This is a genomic window from Phycisphaerae bacterium, assembly GCA_017999985.1.
Lineage (GTDB): Bacteria > Planctomycetota > Phycisphaerae > UBA1845 > Fen-1342 > JAGNKU01.
In genome coordinates, this window is record JAGNKU010000004.1 from 59,016 (window position 1) to 82,265 (window position 23,250).

Genomic DNA, 23,250 nt, shown 5'->3' on the forward strand with positions numbered 1-23,250 from the left:
GCAGCGCCGACCCCGTCGGAGCAAACGACCAATGGGATCGTTTCGGCTGTGTTCATGGCGCCTTGGCTTCCTGCCCCAGACCCTGGCTGGTCGACCGGGTGAATCGCTTGGCGACCTGATCGAATGTCAGGCGTTCGCCAGGATATCGCTTCAAGAGGTTCTCGGCCTCGTCTGCGGTTGAAGCCGCGGCGATCTTAGAGGCCATCGGTGTTTCCAGCTTATCACTGCGCACCAGGAAGGCCATTCGCGCGTTCAGCCAGGCGCGCGTATCCAGGTCGTGCGTGTACACGCTGTATGAACCGCCTGCCGGATGGTCGGACAGATAACTGAAGACGCAGTTGATGTCGTCGAATACAAGCTTGGTCACATGGCCGTCCCGCTCGAACACCAGCGCCGCGGCAAACCGCTCATCGCTCACCAACATGCGGCACGCGTCGCATTCCTGCTCGCCGTAACGGATCTGCGGGGGTGTGGTGTCGGGCTTTCGACTGCAAGCGCCCCCTCCGAGCACTGCGACAGCGGCTAATGACAAGCACATTAATATGCGGATCATCGCGAGCCCCTCCACGAGAACGCCAGCACAGCGAGTATCAGCGGAATCACAACCCAGCCACCGAGTATCATCCCGAGCAACCATGGCAAACGACCCTCAAATGTCTGTGCCGCGTAGATACCCGCTGGACCGAGCAGATCGAGCGAACGATGGATGCTGCTCACTGCGAGCAGCTTGAACACCTGGAGCGGGTTGGCGAGCGCCGCCGCGAGCAGCTCCTGCGCCGACAGCCGCAGGGCCATGGTGCCGCCCATCAGACCCAGATCACCCAAGAAGACCAGCGCCAGCCAGCCGAAGATGGCCACCCCCAGGGCCAGGGACGTGCTGCGCGCGAGCGTCGAGATGAGCAATCCGACACTGAGCATGGACCAGGCCAACAGGACGCTGAAGCCGAAAATCGTGGCATAGCGCCACAGGCCGGCCGAGGCGCCCCGGGCCCCAAGCAACAGTGCCGTAGCCCCGAAACCCAGTGCCAGGGCCGCCGCCAGGGCCAGTGCCAGCCCCAGCCACTTGCCAAGCAGTACCTCCCAACGGGTGACCGGCTGCGCCAGTAGCGTCTCCAGTGTCCCGCGTTCGCGCTCGCCGGCGATGCAACTCGCACCGGCAGTAAGTGCCATAAGCGGCACGATGAGCAGCACGAGATTGACCAGGCTGGCGGCCGTGCGGCCGAAGCCGGCGAAACCGTAGCGACCAGTGCCGGCCAGTGCGACAAACGACAGGCTCAACGACAGAAACGCGAAGCACAGGGCGTAGAGGAGAAACCAGCGATTCCGCAGGGCGGCGGCGACTTCGCGGGTCGCCACGACGAGCACGACGCCAGGCGCCCGGCGGGCGCGCGGCAACGCTGGCGTGAGGCACTCAATCGTGCTCATGACAATCTGCCTCCAGTTCAAAGTCGTTCACGGCGATGCCGGCGCGCGTCAGCACCTGAATAGGCGCGGCCTTGTTGGTGTACGCGATGGCCACGCGCAGGGAGCCGCAATTCGGCTGCACGACATAGCCAGCCGCCCGCAACACGGTCGAAGCCGCGTCATGGTGTTCACGGGCAAGCCTCAGCCGCAACATCGGACCCGAGGTAGTCCGGGACATGTGCGCCGCGGTTGGACCGTCGGAAATCACGCGGCCGTGCTCGAGCACGATGACGCGGTCCGCCAAGGCCGCCACTTCCTCCGAGCGATGTGTCGAGTAGAGCAGTGTCTTCCCGGCCTGTTTCAAGTGCCGCAGCAGGTCGAGGAAGGACCGTCGCGCGGCGACGTCGAGGTTGGAGGTCGGCTCGTCCAGCAGCAGGAGCGGCGGGTCGGCAAGTAGCGCGACGGCCAGCGCCAAACGCTGCTTCATGCCGCCGGATAGCGCTCCGACACGCTTCTCTGCGTGTTCCGTCAGGCCGACCTGAGAGAGCACTTCCGCCGCACGCCGCGTCGAGACGCGCTTGATCCGGGCGAAGAACGCGGCGGTGCCCAGGGTTGAGATGTCGGGGTCGAAGGCCAGCTCTTGGGAGACGTAGCCCACGAGTCGTCGAGCCTGTTTGCCGCGGCGCCGCGCGTCGATGGAGCCGATCTGAATGTCGCCCTGACTGCGGTGCAGACCGAGGAGGCACTTGATGATCGTGGTCTTGCCGGCGCCATTGGCACCCCACAGCGCCACCGCCTGACCGGGAGGCACGCTGAAGGACACATTGTCGACGGCCAGCAGGTTGCGGAAGCGTTTGTGCAGGCCTGCGACAGTGAGGATTGCTGCGCTGGGGACGACCGGCACACTTGTCGTCACCGTGTGTGCCGACCCGGCGGAAGCACAGCGCACGGAGATTCCGCGCGACGCGGCGAACACCAGGCTGCCGGCCGCGAGCAACGCCACCCCGAGAATGGACATCGGGCCCTGCACAGCGTGTCGCGGGGCCGCGGCGGTGGTCGCGACGGGTCGCATGAGCGGAGCTGTGTCGGTGAGGCGCGGCTCGGGGCGCATGACCGGGAACGCGCGGGCCGCGAAATCCACTGCCTGCTGCGCGGGACCGTACAGGAAGAGACGCAGCTTGGGCTCACGGTCCATGAGGTTTTCAAAGAGGCTGGTGTTGCGGTAGGGCACGTCGCCCAGGCCATCACCGTTGGCGTCGAAACCGGCGTAGTCGCTCCAGTAATTGCCTCGGCCGTCCACGGTGAAGAGGTTCTCCTTGAACTCCCCGCCGCCCAGAATCGTGATCTGGGCCACATTCTCAACGAACGCGTTCCGGAACACGCGGTTACGTCGGACGGATGGCAGGAATGCCAGCGCGATGTCGTTGTACGCGATCACATTGCGGGTGATGTCGTTCCACGTATCGATGCGCTGCGGCGAGTTGTCGTTGAAGATGCCCACGCGGTTGCCGACGATGAAATTCTCATCGGCCACGACGGAGTCCATGTCCTTCAAGCCCAATCCGTAGCCGCTGGGACCCCGATTCTGCGCCAGCGTGTTGCGGTGCATTCGGATGCCTCGGCTGTACATTAGGAACACGCCGACCGAATTATCATGCAGGTGGTTATCTTCGAGCACGCTGTCGTGCGCGTACATGAAGTGCATGCCGTAGCGGCTGTCGGAGACGTCATTACCCACAAGGTGCGTGCCGCGCGAGTACCAGATCACGAGGTCGCGACAGCCGACGATCGTGTTGTCCTCAATCCGCACGTCGTGGCTGTTCCAGAGGCGAATCGCGTCACCGCGGCGCCCCAGATCCAGTGGCTTGCCGCGGATCCTGTTTCCGCGTGCCAGCGAACCATCCGCGTCGCGGAAGATGATGCCCAACAGCACGTCATCGATTGTGCAGTTCTCGATCGTGGCCCGTGGACGATTGACCACCAGACCGGCGTTCTCGCGGTCCAGGCTGTCGCCGCTGCCGCGCAAGACGAAGCCGCGCAACAGGACGTCGGGCGCGTCGATCCGGACGATGTCGCCCTGGCCCCCGGCGTCAACGACCACTTCGCCATCGGCGACCAGCGTGAGCGGGCGATCAATGATAAGCGGAGCGGAGTAGCGGCCAGCCGGTACGCGCACGGTGTCGCCCGGCGTAGCCGTCCGCACCGCGGCGGGCAGGTCGAAGTCGGCCAGGGCGGGCACAGCCAGCAGCGCGGCGAGCGCGAGCGTCAACGTCCGTAGGCCGCTACGCATGCGGTGCTCCCTCGGCCGTGGTGGTTCGGGCAGCCCGGCGCTGCTCGTCCCGCAGCGGTTTGTAGGCCGCCCGATGAAACCAGAGGGCTACGAGCACGATGCCGGCCGCCGCCAGCGAGAGCCGCCAGCCATCGCTGACGCGGGCCACCGTCCGAAACTGGCCGATCAGGCCCTCGCCGAGGACCGGCGGCACGAACGGCTTGATCGAGCTGGAAAGCGCCGCAGCGGGGTCGAGATGCGTGCCAAAATGCGCCATCCATAGATGCAGGTCGACCAGGAATCCAAAGGGCCAGAGCAACGCCGGCAACGCGGCCAGCGCGGCCCACGGGCTGTGAACGAAGATCGCCGCGCACAACAGGCACGCCAACACACCAACCAAAATCGCCGACGTCCGGCGCTCCAGTTGCGCGGCCTCGTTCAGGCGGCGCATGCCGATGTAGTGGTTCAGGCCGTCGATCTCGCGCACGTCACCTTCCAGCCGGTTCAGGTAGGCCACGACGCGCAGTCCTTTCGGATACTGCGGGGCGTAGAGCCGCATGCGCCAATACGGCTGCCAGAAAGAGACCACCAGAAGGCTGGCCGCCACGAGCAGAAGCCCGCTGGGCAGCAAATACCGCCAACGGTGCGCCTTGAAGTTGGCGCCGGGCACCCGCGGTCCAACGATGTCCTCGATGGCGTGAATCATGCACCGCTCCTGGTCACCCGTGGCCTATGACCCGGCGTCTGCGTGCCGGGTTTCATGCGCGTGATCCACGGCCGCGGACTTCGTCGGCTCGATCAGCAGGTAGCCCATCATCTCCAGGTGCAGTGCCGAGCAGAACTCCGAGCAGTACCAGGGGAACGTACCGGCGTGCGTCGCATCAAATTGGAACGTCGCGGTTTCACCTGGCTCCAGCGAGAGATTGACGTTGTAGAGCGGTAGGGCAAAGCCGTGGATCGCGTCTTCGGTGCGCTCGACGTTGGTGATGCGCCAGGTCACCTTGTCGCCCTGCTTGATCTTCACGTGCTCCGGCGTGAAGTGGCTGCGCGTCGCGGTCATCATGACGGTGACCTGGTTTCCGTCACGCTGCACACCCTCCGCGCCCGGCTTGGGTGCGGTGGGGTCGACGGCCTGCTTGTGCGGGTCCCAGCCAATCTCCGGGTACACGTTCCACGGCTTGAGCTTGTCCGCCTTGACCATCTGCGCGTAGTGCGGCTCGCCGACGCCGAGCGGCATGTCGTAGAGCACCGGCATCCTGTCGCCCGGCTGCGAGATGTCGAGCAGTTGCAGGTTCTGCGGGAACAGCGGGCCGGGGTGGAAGAAGCGGTCAATCGACCACTTGTTCAGCGCGACGAAGTACTTGCCGTCCGGGCTGGCGGTGTCACCTTCCGCGGCGCACACGTGGCCGACGTTGTACTGGACGTTGGTCTTCTTCACGAGCGTCCAGGCCGGTTCCTTGTGGAGCGCCTGGTATGGCCCGCCGAGTGTCCAGCGGGCGATGGCGCTGTCGAGGAAGAGCGACGTATAAGCGTAGCCCTTGTCGTCAAACACGGTGTGCAACGGCCCCAGACCCAGCTCGACCTGTGCTTCCCGGGTGGCGTCGTAGTCGAGCACCAACACGCCGTATTGGTCTGGCTGGCCCTTCTTCTCCTCGATCGCCTTCTTGATCTTGGCGATGCTGTAGATCGAGACGTGCGGGTCGAGCTTGCCGCCGACGACGATGAAGTCGCCCTTCGGTGTAACGTCGACGCCGTGCGGGCTCTTGGGCTCGGGTGTGAAATAGAGCAGGCCCTCATCGATCGACGTCTGCAGCGGGATGACCGCGAAGTCGCGCAGCTTCTCCACCTTGCCGGCTTTGAAGACCTGCTCTGCCTTCTTCAGATTGATGATGTGCAGGTAGTCGTTGTCGCGCTGGCTCACGCCGGCCTCGAACGGCGGGCTCTTGCCGTCGACGTTGCCAACCGCCAGCTCGGTGTTGATCGAGTTGCCGAAGATCCAGCCGTCGCTCTCGAACTTGCCGCCGTCGAACAGGTCCTGCCAGTACGGCGGTACTTCCATGCAGAACGAGCGGGCGGGGTCGATGCGGCCCTGCTCGCGGTCGAACTTCCAGAACGTCACATAGCCCTTGTACGCTTTCTGGTAGTCCTCGATCGAGGCATATTCCCAGCCGCGCGGCGTGCCGTACTGCCCGCCCTCGACCACGTACTCGGTGTTGGGCGTCACGAAGCAACCGCCGTGATCGCTGATCGCGATGGGGTTCTTGACGATCTGCTTGGTCTCGAAGTCGCGCAGGTCGATGACGGCCACGCGCGAGCTGCTCTTGTCGCCGATAAAGAGGTACTGCCCGTCATACTCACCGTTGGTCTCGCTCAGCCCGGGATGGTGCGTGTCTGCCCAGCGAATCTCCCGGCCTTCGAAGTCGCCGCCTTTCAGCACCTCCTCGCCGGTGCCGAAGCCGTAACCCTGCCACGGCTCCGGCGTGAAGACGCCGATGGTCTTGAGCAGCCGCATCGACGGGACGCCAATGGCGAAGACCTGGCCGCTGTGCCCGCCCGAGGCAAACATGATGTACTCGTCGAGCCGGCCGCTGGGCATGTAGGTCTTCAGGGCCGCGACCACGTCGTCCGGGGTCAAGTTGCGCTCCCGGGCGATCTGGTCGGCCACGCCCGTGGTGGCCCCGGCGGCGGCCGGCGCTGGCGCCTGGCCGGCCGGGGCCGCCGGGGGCGGGTAAGTTTCGTCGTCAAACTCGTCCTCCCGGTCACAGGCGGACAGCATCAGGGTGGCCATGATGTACCCGGCCACGAGCATCCACTTCGCCATCGGTGATCCTCACTGCTGACTTCGGGCGGCCACGCCGGGGCGCTGGCCAGCGGTAACTGGATAAATGGACCCATCTGTCCACCTTGACAATTATATCATGCCCGGCGAGAATGTGGATGTCAACGTCCAGCAAAGCGTTCTTGGGGCCTGGACGAACCGATTTGGGAGCCGGCGACATGATCTCCATCACCGCCGAATACGCCTTGCGCGCCGTCGTGTTCCTCGGACGCGAGACGAGCCGCGCCTGGACCACCCAGCAGGTGGCCGAGGCCACGCACGTCCCGGTGAGCTACCTCTCGAAGGTGCTGCAGGCGCTGGTGCGGGCCGAAATCATCCAGTCGGTGCGGGGCATCTACGGCGGTTACCAACTGGCCGGTCCCGCGGCGCACCTGACGGCTCTCGCGATCATCAACAGCGTGGATCCCATCCGGCGGATTCGTCGCTGTCCACTCGGTCTCGAACAGCACAGCGTCCGGCTCTGCCCGCTTCACCGCCGGGTCGACGATGCGATCGCCCTGGCGGAAAAGGCCTTTGCGGAAACCACGATCGGCGAGCTGTTGGCCGAGCCCGACAAGCACGCGCGTTGCAGTTTTCCGGGCAATGGGAAACGGGCGCATCCGGACAGGCCCCCGGGCAAGGCGCCCACCCGCAAGCGGCGCGCCAGGGCGAACGCGCGGCCGAGGGCTGCTGATGCGCCACAGAAACGCGGATAACCGCATCGGTTCGTGGCGCCGGACATAATCGCCGAGTCTGACTGGCGAATGAGCACGGCCATGGGAAAGCGTCCTTTTCTCAAGCGAAAGCGGCAGCCGGCGGGGCGCGAGGAACTGGGACCGCCGACGGTTGCGAAGCTGCTGGAATTGCTCGGCAGCCAGGTGATCGACCGTTTTTCCCGCGTCGGCATGAGCGACCTTCAGGCTCTGGCGCTGGCGGTGTCCGAGCCCAACGAGGAGGACCCCGCGCCCAATCCCTCTCATCCGGCCTGCGCGGAATTCGCGGCGAGCGACTACTGCCGGGAATCCTGGCAACTGCATCTGGCTCAACTCAAACACCGCGCGGAGACACATTGGGGGACCTGCCAGCACCGCCGAATCTGTGCGATGATCCCGGTCGTGTTGGAAGACCGTTGCCTGGCAGCGGTGAAACTGGCCGGGCCGACGCCAGCGGACGATGCCGAGTTCAAGCGGCTCGTGGAAATTCTCGAGCTGCTGGTCCGCGACTTTGTTTCCGCGCACGCCGATTTCCTGCGGCGCGTGCCCGGCGGGCTTTCCAGACTCAACGCTGGAGCGATCTCGCCAAACGCTAGCACTACTGAAGTGGCTGAGCCTTCGCCAACGCACCCCCAAGTCGTTCGTGCATTGGAGTATCTGACAGCCCACTTGTCCGATCCGCGCCTGTCGGTCGGACACGTGGCCGCGGTGCTGGACATCTGCCCCACCTATCTCAGCGAACTCTTCGTTGCTCAAGTCGGGCAGCGCATGAGCCACTTCATCGCGCGGCGCAGGATCGACGCCGCCAAGCACCTGCTGATCACGACCGACTGGCAGATCAAGAAGGTCGCGCGCGACACGGGTTACGCCAATCCCAACTGGTTCTGTCATGTCTTTGCTGCTCATACGGGTCTGACCCCTGGCGAGTATCGTGCCGCAGCGCGGGCGCGGGCGACGGACACGCCGGATCGGTAGGCGCCGATCCCATTTCGACCTTCGCCGGGGTCACGACCAGCGCAGGATCCCTCGAAACTCGGCAGGATCTCTCGGACGCGATGGCTTTGTTCGTGGCAGTCACGCCACCACAGGGTACGCTCGCCTTCGCATCGTGACCGAGCGCTCCGGCGCCCGGCGTTTCTGGAGTCTGCGTACTTGGCAACTTGTCACGTGTTGATGAAGAGAGGTGTCTTGTGAATCGAATGTCCCTATTGAGTGTTCTGGCAGTCTCACTCCTGTCCTATTGTGTAGCGGCCGCGGACATCAGTGTAAGCCCAACGCGGGCTGGCTCGACGTATCGCAATTCAGCGGGTACTCCGCTGAACGTGTTTGCGCGCGAGCCCTATTCGCCGCTTTTTCTGGTTCACGGCGGAACGAATATTCACCGCGGATTCATGGTCTTTGACCTCTCGTCCGTGCCGGCCGGCGCCACGCTCACCTCCGTGAGCTTTGACTTCGTGCAGCAGGCGGTTGGCGCACCAACGGTCGAAATCTGGGGTAATTACCAGCCGGGCGAGCTCGCGTACGACACCTATTTCGGCCTGCAAGGCTTGGGTTGGTGGACTCAGGTATACGCGGACGATGCGCCCTTCGCATCCATGACCACCGATGGCAGCTTGTTCGGACAAATCGCTCTGAACGGCTCCAGTGGCAACGGCACCCCAGTCTCCGTGGCCCTGTCGAACAATGGTGGCTTGGCCTATTTCCAGTCCCAGATCGGCAATGAGGTGCTCTTAATCAGCCGCCTCTGGGGCGACATGGATGGCTACTATGGCCAGCACGGGGCGGATGGCGGCGGATACCCCACGCTCGAAATCGGATACATCATTCCGGAACCGGCGTCGCTAGGGCTGCTCGCCTGCGCCGCGCTGCTGCGTCGCCGTTCCTGGTGAGTCACGCAACCGCGCGTACCATCGTGGAGCCCGTCGGGCGGCGCTCCGCGTGCGCATGGGCCAGTTCAGCGCGAGGCGAGGGATTGACCGGGCCAGGCACCTGCTGGCCACGACTGACCGGCAGATCAAGCGCAATGCGATCGAAACGGGTTTTGCCAGTCCCATGGTGGTTTTGTCATGTCTTCGCCGCTCACACGGGTTTGACCCCCGGGCAAGTACCGCGCCAAGACGCAAGCTGCAAAGCCGCGCGCACTGGGTTCGTAAGCACGGCCTCGTCCGTTCGGCGTGTCGTCTATCGGCGCAGGGCTTCTCGGAACGCTATTGGATCTCTCGGGCACAGTGCGATCCTGTGCGGCGCACGCACTCCCACGCGCTACCATCGGTTCATGAGCTACGGTTCGGACCGCCGGCGTTTAATTTGCCGACGACACTGAACGATCGGGCCCGCCGGTCGTCTCGAACGCCTGATTGGCTGTGGCCTTCAGTTCGTTGCGACCGGCGCCATTTGAGGCCGGGCAGGACGTTCGTCGTCTGCTTCGGATTCGGAGGATTTGGATGATGCCGTTCACGTACATTCGCTCGCTCTCCACGCCGCGGAGCGTGCGACGCGGAACGCTGTTGCTGGTCTGCCTCGCGGCGGCCTGGTCACTCGTTCTTCCGGCCGCGGCGCAGGCACCGCGCCTGAGACTGGCTTCGATGGACAACGACCGTCCGGCCGCGGCTAATGGCGGTACCGCGGAAGGCGGCGGTCGCTCCTCGCCGGGGTGCCATAACTACCAGCGCGACGACGGTTCGCTGGAAAGCGCGCTGGGAGGTCCGAGTATCGAACTCGGCTGGCTGGTCCGATATGACGCCATCGCGGGCGCTGAGAGCATCGAGTCGGTTTCGACGGCCTGGGGTATCTCGACAAGCCCTCCGGCCAACGGCACACCCGCGAAGGTCTACGTTTGGGAGGATCCCGACGACGATGGAGACCCGCTCAATGCCGTTCTCATCGCACAGAAAGACGTCAGCGTCCAGGGTTCCGGGACCGGGACGATCATCGAGTATGCGCTGGACCAGCCTGTGCGGGTCAGCGGCATATTCTATGTCGGCGCGTCGGTGCAGATTGCTGCCGGTCAGTATGCGGGGCCCATGGACGCGTCAGTCATTACGCCAGGGCTGTCGTGGGCCTTCTACGACGCAACCGCGCTCGATCCGACCGACCTCGCAAACAACGATGTTCCGCCGGCAGACGCGGCGCTCGAATGGAACAGACTGCTAGTAGTACGTACCAGCGGTTGCCCGTACGCCTTTACGTATCAGGGTCGCCTGTTGCAGTCCGGTGCGCCTGTGAGTGGCGTCGCCGACCTGCGATTCCGGCTGTTCGACGCCCTGCAAGGCGGAACACAGGTTGCTTCTCAGGTTGAAAGGAGCGGCGTTCCCGTCACCGACGGGCTTTTCACCGTTGAGTTGAGCTTCGGGCTGAGCGCATTCGACGGCACCGCGCGCTGGATGGAAATCGACGTCGCGTTTCCGGCTGGCGGGCCGTACACCGCCCTTTCGCCGCGACAGCCGATCGGCTATGCGCCGCAGGCACTCTACTCCATTCGAACGGCTCCGCACACGCATTCGGCGAGCGAGTTGGAGCTGCCAGCCAACCTGGCCACGACCAACGGCGCGAATACCTGGACCGCCCCCAACACGTACAACACGATTCCGGCTTTCAACGGCGGGACGAGCGGCAGCACGGCGCCGTTCACCGTCGACAGCACGTTCAAGGTCGCCAGTCTCAACGCCGACTTGCTGGACGACTTAAGCGCCATCGCGTTCGCGCAGCTCGCGACAAGCAATGTGTTCGCCGGTGCAATGAACTCGTTCACCGGAGACGTCGGGATCGGCACGTCCATGCCGGACACGTCGCTGCATTTGGCAGCCGGCACCGACGCCAGTCTGGCCGCCGGCTCCGGCTACCTCGTACTCGGTATGGTCGCCGGAGCAAACATGGTCATCGACAACAATGAGATCATGGTCCGCAACAACGGTGCCGCGTCGTCGCTCTATTTGAACGGCGAGGGTGGTAACGTCGTCGTCGGCGATTCCACGGGCTATTCAACGCTACACGTTGAGGGCGCGAGCGGGAACTCCGGTTTCCGCGTCCGTTTCGACAATAACACAAAGGTGCTGGTGAGCGACAACGGGAGTACGTCGGTCGGCTCCGGTACGGTGGGACCCGCCAACGGGCTGCGCGTCGCCGGTGACTGCAACGTGATCGGGAGCCTCACCAAGGGCGGCGGGTCGTTCAAGATCGATCACCCGCTCGATCCTGCCAACTGGTATCTCTACCACAGCTTCGTCGAGTCGCCGGACATGATGAACATCTACAACGGCAACGTCGTGACGGATGAACAGGGCTACGCCGTGGTCGAGCTTCCGGACTGGTTCGAGGCGCTCAACCGTGACTTCCGATACCAGTTGACGGTACTGGACGATGGCAACAGCGACTCGTGGACTCTTGCGAAGATCGTCCAGGAAGTCGCGCACAACCGATTTACCATCCGCACCAGTGCCCCTCACACAAAAGTATCGTGGCAGGTGACCGGCATCCGCGAAGACGCCTGGGCCGAGCAGAACCGAATTCAAGTGGAGGTCGAAAAGGAACCGGAGAACCGCGGCCGCTACCTGCACCCGGAGGCCTTCGGGCTGACCCCGGAGCGGGGTGTCGATGCCAACTCCGAGCCGGATGCCCTCGATCAACCGGCGGCGACTCAGCAACGGTAATCCCGTTCAGCGTGTTCTTCCAGCATTGTCAAAACCAAAGGAAGTGTCACATGCTTGCAGGAGCCAGAAGACTCGGTGTGCTTGGGCTCGCGTGGCTTGCGAGCGGTTGGTGCGTGAGTTTCGCCGCGGCGTTTGAGATCGACTGGTGGACGATCGACGGCGGCGGCGCGATGTGGACGACGGGCGGGGACCTCGAGCTGTCCGGAACGATCGGCCAGCCGGACGCGGCCGTGGCCATGACCGGCAGCGACTTCAGCCTGACCGGGGGGTTCTGGGCCCTGTCGCCGGGGCCGGCGGTGCTGGTCGGCGACCTGAACTGCGACGGCGTGGTCGGCTTCGGAGACATCAACGCGTTCGTGTTGTACCTGAGCAACTTCGCGGTTTGGCAGACCACGTATGACGGCTGCCCACCGCAGAACGGCGACATCAACGGTGACGGGATATATCCGTCGTTCCAGGACATCAACCCCTTTGTCGCCCTCTTGAGCGGCGGCGTGTAAGGGCTGCCTGCCGGTAGGAAGAAGGTTGCGGAATTGCAGGCGCGCCAATCTCTAATCACGTGCGTTTCGGGTCGTCGTCGGGGGCGTTGCGTGGCCCCCAAAGACTCGGAGCCCGACGGGATCGTCCGGTGCCTGCGAACGTCGATTGAGCTGAAGGACACGGGCCATGCGGCTCGGTTTGCATACTACGAGTGCGCGGATTCCAGCCGTCAACAGAAGGAGAAGCAAGATGTTGGCACGTCGATACTGCAAGGGTTGGACCAGTTTCCCTACTTACTGTCTGGGAGGTCTGGCGACCTTCTTTGCTGCGGGTGTTGCGCAGGGTGTGCCTTGCACCGTGCCGGACAACGGCTCCGGGACCGCGGATCTGCCGGCGAACTGCCCATACACTTCGCCGAGCGGGACCATGGACATCATTGACGGGCTGCCGCCGGGCACGGAGATCCATTCCGTGCCGACGCTGCACAACTTCATCGTTACCAGCCAGGGCGCAGGCGGGTCACTGGGCGGCTATTTTCATCAATTCACCGCCATTCTCACGTTGGACATGACCGGTACAGGCGCGCTCAGCGGCTTTCGCCGCTCGATTGACATACCGATGAACGGGAGAATGGACTCCGCCCCGCACAGTCCTGGCGTTAGCGTGCAGACTTTTGACACGGAGATGTTCTACCTCCAGGGGCAGATTATTGGTGATCCCGACTTCGACCTGCTGCGCATCACCGCTGGCTCAGGGTTTGGCCTGCCCAGCCCGGGACACACGACGCTGACACAGCAGCCGGGCGGCAACTGGGCAGTCGACAGCTTTTTTGACATCACGTACCGCATCGACTTCATCGGCACGCCGGGTAGCCCGCTTGCCGGGATGTCGGGCTCCACAACGGCGACAATCCGGATGGAACAGGGTGAGCCGGCCCCCATGGGCTGTGTCGTGCCGGACAACGGTTCCGGGACTGCAGACTTGCCGGCCAACTGCCCATTCACTTCTCCAAGCGGGACCATGGACATTATTGATGGGCTGCCGTCCGGGACGGAAATCCATGCGGTCCCGATGCTGCACAGCTTTGTGGTCACCGGCCAGGGTGAAGGTGGGTCGCTGGGCGGCGAGTACCACCAATTCACCGCTATTCTGACACTCGATATGACTGGCACTGGAGCGCTGAGCGGTTATCAGCGCGTGGTCAATCCCCCCATGTCTGGAGAAATGCACTCCGCGCCACGGACGTCCGGGGACCCAGTGCAGTCCTTCGACACCGAGATGTTCATGCTCCAGGGTCAGATCATCGGCGACCCAGATTTCGACCTGCTGCGCGTCACCGGCGGTTCGGCGTTTGGTCTGCCCAGCCCAGGGCACCTGACGCTGACTCAGCAGCCGGGCGGCAACTGGGCCGTTGACAGCTTCTTTGACATCACGTATCGCATCGACTTCATCGGCACTCCAGGGGGGCCCCTCGCCGGCATGTCGGGCTCGACAACCGGCACGATTCGCATGCAGCAGGGTCAGCCGGGCACTGTTCACGCGGGAATCGACTTGTTCACGACCCCGCCGTGCGGCACGTCATGGCAGGATTTCGCGACCATGCCGATTCCACCGGATTTCTTTGATCCCGGCTCGGATCCCTTCCATGGCACGGTTGTGTTCGCCGGCCAGCCCCTCTCAACGACCCCGCCGGGCATTCTCGGGCCGACCGATACCGTTGTCCGGCGTCTGTCCGACGCTTCCCTTCCGTCGATCGGGACTCAAGACACGGTGCCCATTGAAATCGTTGCCCTCAACCTTGTGAGCGTAAACCCGATCACCGTGACCTATGGTGGCGGCCACAGCCCCGAACCCTGGAATGTCTATGTCTGTCTATCCGACGTCCCGCAGCAAACCGGCAGTATGACCATGACCAAAACGCATGCCAACGGTGGAACGTTCGCTTCGACGCTTCCGGTGTCGCCGCAGTTCATCTTCATCCGCCAGTCCGACGCTGCGATCCGTGTCCTGGACGTCGGCTTGATGGGCTTTCCGCCACTTGTCTTCAACACGAACAACGGGCACTGGGTCAGCACGCCCGACCCAGCGTTTCAGATCATCACGGCTCTGCCCGGGGTGGTGGTTGACCAAAACTGCGATGGGCAGTTTGACACCACGCTTCCGGGCACGTCCAACTTCGTCCCGGGACTGCAGATCGTGGAGTGCGGCGCAGGTGCATCGCAACGCAAACGGTTGACCGATGAGCAGGCCCTGTTCGCCCAGCATGGCGTACTCCCCACGCAGCCGCCCCAGCCCGATAGCGATGGCGACTGCATTCCCGACGACGCCGACAATTGCCCGGGGCACTTCAACCTGCTGCAGCAGGACACAGACGGCGACGGCGTCGGCGACGTATGCGACAACTGCCCGTTTGTCCCCAATCCCTGCCAGACAGACAGTGACGGCGACGGCGTGGGCGACGCCTGCGATCTGTGCCCGGGCACGCCGCCCGGTGAGCTGATCACCCCGAGCGGCTGCCTGATCGGTGACCTCAATTGCGACGGCTCGGTCAACTTTGGTGACATCAATCCGTTCGTCCTCTACCTGTCGAACTTCGTGACCTGGCAGGCCGCACATCCCGCCTGCCCACCCGAGGTCGGCGACATCAACGGCGACGGCATCTACCCATCGTTCGGCGACATCAACCCGTTTGTTGTTCTGCTGAGCGGCGGGTAGCGGTGCGCGGTTGAAATTGGCTGTGCCACGGAGTGCATCTGCCGCCGGCATCACTGCTCCGTGTTCGTCTTGAGCGCGGAGGCGATGCTGACTGGTTTCAAGGACTGTAGCGAGCAGGAGCGTTGTTAATTCGACCCCCGCGCTTTGGGGAGCGCGCCAGCCAAAGACGTCGCACGTACCGCCCCCCTGGGCGGGTACGCGGGGTGAACGACGCAGGATTTCTCAGATGAAGTGTGTTCTTTTCGGATCGGGGACCTCGTTCGTGCGACCTGCGTCAAAACTGAGATAGCATCGTCTACATGAGCGAGACGCGCGGTGCCTACGTCGCTGGTGGCAACGACGAACGCGCCCGACCCAGCTCACGCGATGCGAGGAGAAGAGTCTATGACAGGCCCGCTATGGAAGTCGACGTTGATCTGGTGCGTAGTGGCTGCCGCGTGCTTGGCTTCTTCGCCAGTAGGCGCCGCGATCATCACGTACGGTCCGACGCTGCACGATAATGGCGGCGCCGGGTACGGCAACGGCGCCACGGGCTCGTTCCTCGTCCCCCAGTTCGATGACCTGGCCGGGGCACTCACGCTGACGAAGGTCACGCTGACCGTGCAGATCGACGGCACGGGGGGCAGCAGGAATTCGATAATGAAAGCAGTGCCGGCGCTTTCGTTACGCTGGGCATCGGCTCGACGATGCGCGTGAAAGGCCCGTTGGGCGGCAGCCAACTGATCGTGATTCCGGACGCCTTTGTGACCGCCACCGGATGGGTTGACGCCGACAACGAACCTGGCGGCGCGGGGGCGGACTTCGCCGGAACAGACTACTGCTCCATCATCGGTGGCGCGGTCAGTGACGTCGAATCCGGCTTCCAGACCTCGGCGGCCTCCCTGGCGCCTTACATCGGCACAGGAAACGTGACGTTCGTGTTTGACGATGCGGGGACCAGCACGAGCGGCACCGGCGTCCTCCCGTCGCCCGGTGCCCGGCGGGTTACGATTGCAACGACGAACTTCAACTTCACGACGACTGTTCAGTATGAGTACGTACCTGAACCGGCGACCGCGCTGCCGCTGGCTCTGGGGGGACTGGGCGTCCTGCGGCGCAGGCGGGTGCGGCGCGTTGCACCGGAGGTCTGAATGCGAAGCGCCTGCGCGCGCCTGGCAAGCTGCGTTGGCCAGCGCAACGCTTTCGCAGGGCGCGGCCGGCGGAGCGAAGAAAGGAGGTGCATGGAGAAGAAGCACGGTGTTCGGGCAGCGCGAGAGCGCGTTGCGTACGTCAGGCAGTCCATCCGAACTGCCACATCAAGCAGATGACGCGTAGGCAATGACGGGCCAAGCGCCCGCGCATGGGAGAAAAACAATGAAAACCGCAAACGCAATCGGGGCTGCGATCGGCCTGATGATCTTCGTCGTCTCGCCGGCTGCGGCGGACTGGAACATCGGCGACCCACACAAGATGCACTATCCGCAGTTGCCTGACCCCTTCGGCTGGGACGTCAACGCGACCTGGCCGAAGGTGCTGGCGGATGATTGGATGTGCAGTGAGACGGGCCCGGTCACGGACATTCACTTCTGGGGCTCCTGGTACAACGACCAGCAGCTGCCCATCGAGTACATCCACGTCAGCATTCATGAGGATATTCCCGCCAGCCCGACCAATCCGTATAGCCGGCCCGGGGCACTGCTGTGGCAGCGGGACTTCTTTCCTGGCCAATTTACGCCTCGTTTCTGGGGCACCGGTGACCAAGGCTGGTACAACCCGAACACGGGGGAAGCTTACCCACACAACCACCATATGACGTGGCAGTACAACATGGTGGACATCCCGGATCCGTTCTACCAGAACCTAGGAACAATCTACTGGCTTGATATTTCCGTGAAGCTGCCGGACGGCACGCCACCGTGGTTCGGCTGGAAGACGTCGCTTGAGCACTGGAACGACGACGCCGTCTGGGGTGACTTCCCGTCGCCGGATTGGATGGAACTGCGCGATCCGTTCACGCAGCAATCACTCGACCTGGCGTTCGTAATCACGCCCGAGCCGGCGTCGCTGTGCATGTTGTTGATCGCAGGCGTACTCGGCCTTCGGCGGTGCCGGTGGGCATAGCCGCGGGCTGGAAAGGTAGCACAGTCAGGGTGTCACACCGGCAGATGCACGGGACTGCGTGCGTTTTGAGTTGGCCAGGGCCCTTGAGACCGGTTACCCGGATCAAGGGCCCCGGCCGATGTTGTTCCCTTGCAGGCGGATGCCAGCCCGCGGCGCGGAGCAACAGCATCGTAAGGCGCTGGCGTGAATCATGGTGCGGCCCGCGTTGAACGCCGTGGGATTGGCTAGCCCTCCCCGTTGAGAGGGCGGGTTGCTCGCCAGTCGGGCGAGCCCGGTCCATGAACCGAGTACGTTAAGGTGCGAAGATGCGTGCAGTGGTGCGATTGTCTGTCGGGCTGATCCTGGGCGCGCTGTCCGCGCCGAGCCCGACCTGGGCGGACGTGCGAGTGAACATCAGCTTCGGAAATTGGTCGATCGGAATGTGCGACACGCCGCACTACGGTCAATTTGACCTGGGCGACAGCGTTTCCAGCAGTTGCAGTCAGGACAGTGGTGGTGACACGCACTCCGCGTCGATTCAGGAATCGAGCAGCATTGTCATGGGTTCGCGCGGCGTGGATTCGATAGCGATGTCCGCCAGAATCGACGCTCAAGCGAACTACGACGGGGCGGGCGGCCACCTGGATCTCCATTGCAATTTCGAGGTCACGTCGCCGACGCCGTTCGTCCTCAACATCCAACCAAACGTTGGTGGACTACAGGCTCAGGGCCAGGTGAAATTCGAATGGGATAGTTGGTCTGGCCTGGGGTGTGAGTGCGTCGGATCGGATTGCGCCGACTTTGGTTGCGACCCCAATCAGGGCAATCTTGTCTTGCAGGGCGTGGTGCCGCCGGGCGTCAGAACGCTCACGGTTGACATGAATGTGAGGGTGTACGACGAATCGGGCCAAGGGGCCTCGGGTACGGCCGAACTTACCTTTAGCATTTCATTCAACCGAACCTCCACGACCTACAACTGGGTCAACCTCGCGGGCGGCGACTTTGCGGTGGACACGAACTGGGATCCACGGGGCGTGCCCACGCACGACGCACAGGTCAGCGACACCGCCATCTTCGGCCCGGGCCTCTACGGCGTAAACGTGGTCGGCGCCAAGGCCGGGCGCTTCATCATCCGGCAGGCCGACGTGGGCCTGGTCGGCGACGCCCAGGTCTTCGCGTCGACCACGTCGCCGGCGTCGCTTGAAGTGGAGGGCGACGGATCGCTCCAACTCGTCGGCGGCGCGTCGCTGCGGGGAGTGCATGCGGTCGTTGGGACGGGCGCAGCCGCCAACGCGAACGACTTCTCAGCCATCCTCCTGGACGACGCCGCGACCCGGCTCGTGCTCTCAGGAGATCTGAGCGTTGGGGAAGCGCTGGATGGACTCGTGGCGGTTGATGGTGGATTCGTGCAGGCTGCGGACTTGAGTCTGGGCGGTGCGGCCCGCGGCAGGCTGGAGGTCAGCGGCCCCGACGCGGACGCGCTGTTCGACGGTGTGGTCGTCGGCGGCAGCGGGGGCCTGGGTTTCCTGACCGTAAGGGACGGCGGTGAGGTGACCGCCACGGATGTCCGGGTCGGTAAGAACAGGTTGCAGGACACGCAGACCAGAGAGACGAACACCGTGCGGGTTGCCGCCGTGGGATCGGGCGCACGTGCGTCACACCTCGCCATCAGTGACGATCTTCTGATCGGAGTCGACGGTTGGGGAGACCTCTTCGTGCTCGACGGAGCGCTCGTCGAGGCGGGTACGGTCATCGCTGGCGTCGACAGTGTTGGAGACATAACCGTCAGGTCCATCGACCCTGCCCGGCCCGCGAACCTGAAGGCCGGGCAACAGCTCCAGATCGGTAAGGACAACGTCGGCCGGCTCACAATCGAGCCCGGCGGACTGGTTGAAGCCAGCAACGTGCGCCTCAACTTCGGCGGCCTGGTCGGCGGCGGCGAGTTGCTCATTGACGGGCAGGGCCAGAGCGGCGCGGCGCGCCTGGTCGCGTCCCGGGAGCTGGGCGTAGGTGGAGACCCCAATTCGATTCCGATTCTCGTCAAGAACGGCGGCGTATTGATCGCGCGCACCGCGATCATCGGGAACGACGCGCTTCTCACCGACGAGGCCGAGGTGCATGTCGGGACCTTCGGCGGCGGGGATACGAAGCCCGCGGAGTTCAACGTCGTCGACCCGCGCAGCAGCCAACCCACCGGTGGCGGAGGCACAATCGTGGGCGGCGCAGGACCGGGCAAACTCAATATCGCAGGCGGCGCAATCGCCCGACTCACCGGCGGCCTGGTCATCGCCGACCACGCGGAGGGCGTGGTGAGTGTGGACAATCAGGGCAGTGCCGCGGGATTGCGGTCTACGGCGATCGTGAGCGGGTTCACCCTGGTCGGCGTGGAAGAGGCCGGAGAACTCACGGTCTCGAACGGCGGACTGGTCACATCGGACAGCGATATTCGCGTTGGGCTCCTAGATCCCGGCCAGATCCGGGTCTTCAACGGGCGTGGTTTTGCGGGGGATCGCGCGGAGCTGCGCATGTTGGGCAGCAAGCTCGTAATCGGCGTTTATGACAGCGGCGAACTCAATGTGCGCGGAGGCGGCCTGGTGGGCTGCGCACAGATGGTCGTCGGCGACAACGACATTTCTGCCGCTGGTGACGTGCTCGTGGAAACGGGAGGCGAGATCCATTGCCTGGCCGACATGCTCGTTGGCGCAGCCGGGGATGGCGCCGGCTCGGTCGTCGTCGGGCCAGCGGGCACGCTGGTCGTGGATGGCGTCCTCACTGTCGGCGGAACAAGCGAGGGCGAGATCTCGCTGACTGACGCAACTGCGCGCGTTTCCGCGGGAGTCCTCTCGGGCGCCAGTACGTTCGTGAAAAACCACGGCAGCATTATCGGCGTCGGCACGCTGACGACCGCGCATCTCATCATCGAGCCCGGCGGCTTCGTCTCGCCCGGTCTGTCGCCGGGCACGCTGACCATCGAGGGCGACTACGAGCAGCAAGACGGGGCGACGTTGATCATCGAGGTGGCTGGGGCGGAGGCGGGTCAGTTCGACGTGCTGCACGTCACCGGTGACGCGGTGCTGGCCGGCGCCGTGGACCTGCGCTTCATCGATGGCTTCGTGCCCGAGCGCGGCATGGCAGTTGACTTCATGGTTGTGGATGGGGTGGTTACCGGCACGTTGACGGGCAGCAGTCAGGTCGACGTGCCCGGCACTGACACCGTTGACGGCGCCTCCGCGACGATCGCGGTTGCCGACGTGACCTGGGAGCTGACGTCCGACGGCTCGTACCGCCTGACGGTGACCGACGTACACCTAACGGGTGGGAACGACCCGGATATTCCGGCTGACGGCAGCAGCTTGGATGTCCCGGCAGCCGGGTGCGGCGCCGGTCTCTGCGGCGCCGGCGTTGTTCCGATGCTGCCATTGACTCTTGCTGGATTGGGCATCATGCGATGTGGATGGCGGCGCCGCACCTATAGGTGAACGTGCGTCCGTACAAACCACGCGGTCGGTGTGTGTCCGAGACGAACTGAAGCGTGTCGGTTGTGAGTTGCCGACACAGGCGAGCAAGGCACTAGGAGTCTATCGAATGGTCAGGAAAGTGGTCTTTCTAGCGGCGCTGTTGATATCGCTCCGAGGATGGGGCAACCGGGCTCTGGCACAAACGCCGTTAAGCACCGGATTCACCTACCAGGGGCAGCTCAAGGACGGCGGCAGCCCGGCCAACGGGACGTATGACCTGCAATTTGCACTCTACGACCAGCTGACCTTCGGCACGCAACAGGGTCCGACGGTCTGCGAGGACAACGTCGTGGTCGTAGAGGGGTTGTTTACACTGGAACTCGATTTCGGCGCGCAGTTCGCCGGCCAGGAGCGCTTCCTGGAAATCGCGGTGCGGGCCGACACAGGTCTGAACTGCGGCAATGCAACCGGGCTCGTCACGCTGAGTCCGCGACAGGCCTTAACCGGCACGCCCTACGCGCATTTTTCGTTGAACGCAGACCAGCTCGACGGCCTGGACTCCGCGGATTTCCTCCAATCGATCCCCATGCCGCTCACGCTGAGCGGGACGAGCCCGACGCACATCATCAGGGGAGAGAATGCTTCCACGGGCACTGCCTCCGTCGGCGTCTACGGCCTGTCTACCGCCGCCAGCGGCGAGACGTACGGCGTGCGTGGTCGGAGTGACAGCGCCGGCGGGTTTGGAGTGTTCGGCGATGAGACTGCGACCAGCGGAACCACCTACGGCGTCTATGGCCGGACAGCCAGCACAACCGGGCGCGGCGTGCAAGGGTATGCAAACGCCTCCAGCGGAAGCAACTACGGTGTATATGGCCAGAGCGACAGCACCAGTGGGACCGGCGTGTACGGCTTCGCGAGCACACTCACGGGTTCGACTTACGGCGGGCGGTTCATGACCATGAGCTCCAGCGGGCGCGCCGTGTACGCATCCGCCCTGGGGGGTAGCGGGACCACCTACGGCGTGTATGGGCTGAGCGAGAGCACGTCCGGACGCGGCGTCTATGGCACAGCCATGGCCGCAACCGGCTACGCCTACGGCGTGTATGGCGTGAGCGCCAGCACTTCCGGCGTTGGGACTGTTGGGCATGCCTCCGCCGGCACAGGCGATACGTACGGCGTTTACGGTCAGTGCGACAGCGCGGATGGAACCGGCGTCTTCGGCCTTGCCACTAACACCGGCTTGTCGGAGAACTACGGTGGGCACTTCGTGAGCAACGGCCAACTGGGGCGCGCCGTCTACGGTCTGGCCACCAACACCTCGGGCCTGACCTACGGCGGCTACTTCGAGACCGACAGTAACCAGGGAACTGGGATCTGGGCGTCCGGCGGCACGTATGGCGGGCGCTTTGAGGCCGCCAGCACTTCCGGGGTCGCGGTCTCCGGCACCGCCACGGCCACCAGTGGCAGCACGTACGGCGTGAAAGGATCAGCCGGTGCCTCGTCGTCGGGGATCGGTGTTTACGGCGCCGGCGGCGCCATTGGCGTGCAGGGCTGGAGCAATTCCGAGATCGGCGTCCTCGGGCAGGCCGGGTCGAGCGGCACCGGCGCCATCGGAGGGAGTTTCGAGAGCCTCAGCCCCGACGGGCGCGGTGTCACGGGCTGGGCCAGCGGCAGCGGCGACTCCTACGGCGGATATTTCGGCACGCCGAGCACATCCGGGCGCGGCGTATATGGTCAGGCTACGGCCACCAGCGGCAGCACGTTTGGTGGGTACTTCGAAAGCGCCAGCACCTCTGGCTACGGCGTCTACGCGCGGAACAGCGCCACGAGCGGCACGATCTACGGCGTGCGCGGGTACGCGAGCACCGCCGCCGGCGGGTATGCCGTGTATGCCGCCGGAGACATGGGCGCCAGCGGCACCAAACCATTCCGCATCGACCACCCCATCGACCCGGAGAACAAATACCTCCTGCACTACGCGACTGAATCGCCCGAGGTCCTCAACTTCTACTCCGGCAAGGTCACACTGGATGAGCGCGGCGAAACGGTGGTGGAATTGCCCGACTATTTCGCCAGCATCAACAAGGACCCACGGTACATGCTCACCGCCATCGGCGCGCCGATGCCGATGCTGCACGTGGCGGAGGAAATCAGCGAGGAGGCGCTGGCGGCCGGCGAGCAGGCCGGCCCCGGCGATGCGCCGCCGCCCTGCACATTCCGCATTGCTGGCGGTGTCGCAGGAGGCAAGGTGTCCTGGCGTGTCGAAGCCCTGCGCAATGACCTGCGCGTGCGCCTGCACGGCGCACCTGTTGAGCACGAGAAGACCGGCCCCGAGCGTGGCAAGTACCAGCATCCCGAATACTACGGCCTGCCGCTCGAGAAGGGCATGGACCACGAAGCCCTGCGTGCGCGCCCGCCTGGTGAACTTGAAGGCGAGGAGCAGGACTAAGCTCTCGCGGTCCTCAAAGGGCCGCGTGTTGAGCGAGCGCATTTCAGGCGAAGCCAATGCAGTAACCGGCTCGACATCGCGTGTCGTCACGCCCGCGCAGATGGGACAAGGGGGCGTTGAGGTCCACGGCGTGAACAGTCTCAGGGTAAGCGGGTCAGTGCTACACACACCGACCGCGATCGGGTGTGCGGTTCAGTCAACGGACACAGAGGTCCT

The 23,250-nt window shown here is 64.4% G+C and carries 16 protein-coding genes; 11 read left to right on the forward strand and 5 right to left on the reverse strand.

Translation table 11 applies throughout. From position 1 onward, the window contains the following. Positions 1 to 52: 52 nt before the first annotated feature. Genes KA383_06770 through nosZ form a run of 5 tightly spaced genes read right to left on the reverse strand, consistent with a single transcriptional unit; the run spans position 53 to position 6,449 of the window. A complete protein-coding gene (locus KA383_06770; protein MBP7745820.1) occupies positions 53 to 553 on the reverse strand; it encodes a nitrous oxide reductase accessory protein NosL in 501 nt (166 codons plus the stop codon). Beyond that, positions 550 to 1,425 (reverse strand): ABC transporter permease, encoded by an 876-nt coding sequence (locus KA383_06775; GenBank protein ID MBP7745821.1) that lies wholly within the window; start codon positions 1,423 to 1,425, stop codon positions 550 to 552. The genes KA383_06770 and KA383_06775 overlap by 4 nt, the downstream gene beginning before the upstream one ends. After that, the gene (gene nosD, locus KA383_06780) at positions 1,412 to 3,694 is read right to left on the reverse strand and encodes a nitrous oxide reductase family maturation protein NosD (GenBank protein ID MBP7745822.1); all 2,283 of its coding nucleotides are present in this window, start codon (positions 3,692 to 3,694) and stop codon (positions 1,412 to 1,414) included. Before nosD ends, KA383_06775 begins: the two co-directional genes overlap by 14 nt. After that, entirely contained in the window at positions 3,687 to 4,379 is a 693-nt protein-coding gene (locus KA383_06785; protein ID MBP7745823.1) for a cytochrome C, read from the reverse strand. Before KA383_06785 ends, nosD begins: the two co-directional genes overlap by 8 nt. A 24-nt stretch (positions 4,380 to 4,403) precedes the next feature. After that, positions 4,404 to 6,449 carry a Sec-dependent nitrous-oxide reductase gene (nosZ, locus tag KA383_06790; GenBank protein ID MBP7745824.1) on the reverse strand — a complete coding sequence of 682 codons (2,046 nt, stop codon included), beginning with the start codon at positions 6,447 to 6,449 and terminating at the stop codon, positions 4,404 to 4,406. Between the two features lie 221 nt (positions 6,450 to 6,670). Between nosZ and KA383_06795 the strand changes: the two genes are divergently transcribed. The 11 genes from KA383_06795 to KA383_06845 all read left to right on the forward strand — a co-directional run bounded on the left by KA383_06795 (position 6,671) and on the right by KA383_06845 (position 23,034). Then, positions 6,671 to 7,207, forward strand: coding sequence for an Rrf2 family transcriptional regulator (locus KA383_06795; protein ID MBP7745825.1), 537 nt, complete (start codon positions 6,671 to 6,673; stop codon positions 7,205 to 7,207). 48 nt (positions 7,208 to 7,255) lie between these two features. Further along, on the forward strand, positions 7,256 to 8,179 hold the full coding sequence (locus KA383_06800) for a helix-turn-helix transcriptional regulator (protein MBP7745826.1): 924 nt from the start codon (positions 7,256 to 7,258) through the stop codon (positions 8,177 to 8,179). Between the two features lie 347 nt (positions 8,180 to 8,526). Next, positions 8,527 to 9,093: a hypothetical protein gene (locus KA383_06805; GenBank protein ID MBP7745827.1), complete on the forward strand. Its 567-nt coding sequence runs from the start codon at positions 8,527 to 8,529 to the stop codon at positions 9,091 to 9,093. Positions 9,094 to 9,648: 555 nt separating this feature from the next. Continuing rightward, positions 9,649 to 11,853: a hypothetical protein gene (locus tag KA383_06810; GenBank protein ID MBP7745828.1), complete on the forward strand. Its 2,205-nt coding sequence runs from the start codon at positions 9,649 to 9,651 to the stop codon at positions 11,851 to 11,853. 50 nt (positions 11,854 to 11,903) lie between these two features. Next, on the forward strand, positions 11,904 to 12,353 hold the full coding sequence (locus KA383_06815) for a hypothetical protein (GenBank protein MBP7745829.1): 450 nt from the start codon (positions 11,904 to 11,906) through the stop codon (positions 12,351 to 12,353). Positions 12,354 to 14,235: 1,882 nt separating this feature from the next. Further along, positions 14,236 to 15,048 (forward strand): thrombospondin type 3 repeat-containing protein, encoded by an 813-nt coding sequence (locus KA383_06820; protein ID MBP7745830.1) that lies wholly within the window; start codon positions 14,236 to 14,238, stop codon positions 15,046 to 15,048. A 384-nt stretch (positions 15,049 to 15,432) separates the two neighbouring features. Next, positions 15,433 to 15,744, forward strand: coding sequence for a hypothetical protein (locus tag KA383_06825; protein MBP7745831.1), 312 nt, complete (start codon positions 15,433 to 15,435; stop codon positions 15,742 to 15,744). Further along, positions 15,717 to 16,178 carry a choice-of-anchor E domain-containing protein gene (locus KA383_06830; GenBank protein ID MBP7745832.1) on the forward strand — a complete coding sequence of 154 codons (462 nt, stop codon included), beginning with the start codon at positions 15,717 to 15,719 and terminating at the stop codon, positions 16,176 to 16,178. The genes KA383_06825 and KA383_06830 overlap by 28 nt, the downstream gene beginning before the upstream one ends. A 223-nt stretch (positions 16,179 to 16,401) precedes the next feature. Further along, a complete protein-coding gene (locus tag KA383_06835; GenBank protein ID MBP7745833.1) occupies positions 16,402 to 17,148 on the forward strand; it encodes a hypothetical protein in 747 nt (248 codons plus the stop codon). Positions 17,149 to 17,567: 419 nt separating this feature from the next. Further along, positions 17,568 to 20,606, forward strand: coding sequence for a hypothetical protein (locus KA383_06840; GenBank protein ID MBP7745834.1), 3,039 nt, complete (start codon positions 17,568 to 17,570; stop codon positions 20,604 to 20,606). Between the two features lie 106 nt (positions 20,607 to 20,712). Next, entirely contained in the window at positions 20,713 to 23,034 is a 2,322-nt protein-coding gene (locus tag KA383_06845) for a hypothetical protein (GenBank protein ID MBP7745835.1), read from the forward strand. Positions 23,035 to 23,250: the final 216 nt, after the last annotated feature.